This window comes from Streptomyces boncukensis, from assembly GCF_011045075.1.
Lineage (GTDB): Bacteria > Actinomycetota > Actinomycetes > Streptomycetales > Streptomycetaceae > Streptomyces > Streptomyces boncukensis.
Genome location: NZ_JAAKZZ010000788.1, coordinates 1 through 2,339, shown reverse-complemented (window position 1 = coordinate 2,339; position 2,339 = coordinate 1). Strand labels below are relative to the sequence as shown.

3 protein-coding genes are annotated in these 2,339 nt (G+C 73.5%); all 3 read left to right on the top strand.

The window, feature by feature from the left end; all coding sequences use genetic code 11:
* Positions 1-301 precede the first annotated feature (301 nt).
* The 3 genes from G5C65_RS35625 to G5C65_RS35615 all read left to right on the top strand — a co-directional run bounded on the left by G5C65_RS35625 (position 302) and on the right by G5C65_RS35615 (position 2,273).
* Entirely contained in the window at positions 302-979 is a 678-nt protein-coding gene (locus G5C65_RS35625; RefSeq protein ID WP_165303198.1) for a hypothetical protein, read from the top strand.
* A gap of 174 nt (positions 980-1,153) precedes the next feature.
* Entirely contained in the window at positions 1,154-1,561 is a 408-nt protein-coding gene (locus G5C65_RS35620) for a hypothetical protein (RefSeq protein WP_165303197.1), read from the top strand.
* 142 nt (positions 1,562-1,703) lie between these two features.
* Positions 1,704-2,273, top strand: coding sequence for a phage tail tube protein (locus G5C65_RS35615; protein ID WP_165303196.1), 570 nt, complete (start codon positions 1,704-1,706; stop codon positions 2,271-2,273).
* Positions 2,274-2,339: the final 66 nt, after the last annotated feature.

The following is a 2,339-nucleotide window of genomic DNA, read 5'->3' as shown; positions in this document are numbered from 1 at the left end:
GCCCGGCTGGCCCGCCCGGCTGAACGCTTCGCCCTCGCGTACCCGGCGCCCTCTCCGAACACCACCCGCCTCTCCCGTTGCCGGAGGCGACCCGCTCGCTCCCTATCACCGTGCGTTTACGATGGCTTACGGACAGGGTGGTCCAGACCTCACCAGGTCTCGTACCCCCCTCGGCCGTCCGGGCCCTCCCCCCACCCCGGAAGCGGATGGACCGCCGAGACGGAGAGCGCGCGTGCCCGAGCAGACTGGACTTTCCCAGGGAGACGACCTCCCTGAGCGGCTGCGTGAGCTGAGCCGCATCATGTCCGAGCTGTCCCGTTTCCATGGGACCCCGGACATTTTCGTACTGACGGCCGAGGATCTGCGGCGCCGCGAGTTCCAGGCGTACGCCAGCGGCTGGCAGGACGCCGAGGACGCGGCACGCGCGCCTCGCCACCCGCGGCGCGAACGCAGCGCGGACGTCCTCCCCTTCCCGCTGCCCTCCGTGGACTCCGTGGACTCCGCCGAGGAGCCGGACGGATGCCCCGACGGCGGCGCGTGCGACGCGCTGGGCGGCGGCGCGGCCGCCGACGTCCTGGTCTTCCCCCAGGAGTACCAGCCGCCGTCCGGCGCGCCCAGCGCCGCCACCGGACCCGCCGTACCCGAGCCCGCCGTACCCGAGCCCGGCGTACGGGACGCGCCGGGACCCGGACCGGGGCCGGGTCCTGGGCCGGACGTCGGGGCGGACGCCGGGCCGGACGCCGGGGCGAGCGCACCGGAGCGGAGCCGCGGGGCGGCGAAGGCGGCCGGGGGAGAGGCGGAGGGCGAGGCCGGGCAGGAGTCCGGCGCGCGGTTCGACGTCAAGAGCCCCCGGTCGACGGCTCCCACGATTCCGCCGCTGTCCGGCAACGTCCCGCGCCCGCGCCCGCGCGCGGCGCCGACGCCGACGCCCGAGTCGGACGGCGACGGCGGGCCCCCGCCGGATCCGCCGCGTACGTGACGCGCGTATACCGGGCAGCCCCCGCCCTGCGGAGCCGCCCCGAACGGCAGCAGGGGACCGCTTAGTTGCGCACTCGCGCGCAATGAATCACACTTGGAGGCAGCGGCGGAGCTGTGCCCGCGCCCCAGGCGCGCACGGCCCGCCGCTTCCGCGTTTCCAGGAAGGAGGAACCGTGTGGCTGGACCCGAACTCACCTTCCCGGATGTCGAACGTCTGATCGTGGACTATCTCACCGACCGTCCGGAGCTGAGCGACATCACCATCGACGACGTACCACCGCCGGACTTCGACGGGACCCAGCGCGTGGTGCTGGTCTCCCGCGTCGGCGGTGCGTGGATCGACGACGAGCACCTCGACCGCCCGCTGGTCGAACTGGAGGTCTACGGACCGGACAAGCCCTCCGCGCACACCGACTCCCTCGGAGTGCGCGCCGCGCTGCAGGCGCTGCGCGGGGTGACGTACGGCGGGGTCACCGTCGCCGACGTGATCGAGGCGGAGGCCGCGCGCTGGCTGCCGGACTACAACCGGCCGGTGGCGAACCGCTATCTGACCACGGTCCAACTCTCACTGACGCCGCTCTGAGCGGCCGGCCGCTCCGCACGGCAGGCGGGGACCCCCGCTCCGGACCGGGCCCGACCGGCCCCCGGACCCTCCCCGCACCCTGCGCGCCGCCGTAGCACCCAACCCGTACGACCAGGTACCCAACCCACCAAGGAGATCCGTCATGCCCAGCATGAACCCCAACCAGATCCGCGTCGCGGGCAACGGCCGCATCCTCGTCGCGCCGATCGGCACCGAGGGACCGGCCGACACCACCGCCGAGTGGGGCCCGGACTGGGCCGACCTCGGCTACACCAGCGGCGACGGCGTGAAGTTCGGCCGCAAGGAGAAGGTGACCCACGTCGACACCTGGCAGTCCGTCGGCCCGGCCCGCTTCATCTACGCCGACCGGGACCTGACCGTGAAGTTCGGCATGCTCCAGTTCAACTCGGACACCGTGCCGCTCTACTTCGGCGGAGGCAAGGTCGAGGAGACGGCGCCGGACTCCGGCGTCTACCGCTACGACGTCGCCTCCGACCCGGCGCCCGACGAGCGCGCGCTGGGCCTGGAGTTCACCGACGGCGCCGAGGTCGTCTACCGCTTCATCATTCCGCGCGGCCAGGTCAACGAGACCGACGAGGTCGAGATGAACCGCAAGGGCTCGCTGAAGCTGGGCGTCACCTTCATGGCGATGGGGCTGGACGGCGAGACGCCGCTGGCCACCTGGATCCTGAAGGACCCGTCCTTCGCCTGATCCGCCCGTCCGGGCCCGGGGCGCGGGACGGATTCGGCGTGGTCCCGCGCCCCCCGCACCCCGCAC

Bases quoted from the DNA above. Each gene is read 5' to 3' on its own strand.
- G5C65_RS35615 (WP_165303196.1), top strand. From the start codon at position 1,704: ATGCCCAGCATGAACCCCAACCAGATCCGCGTCGCGGGCAACGGCCGC.
- G5C65_RS35625 (WP_165303198.1), top strand. From the start codon at position 302: ATGTCCGAGCTGTCCCGTTTCCATGGGACCCCGGACATTTTCGTACTG.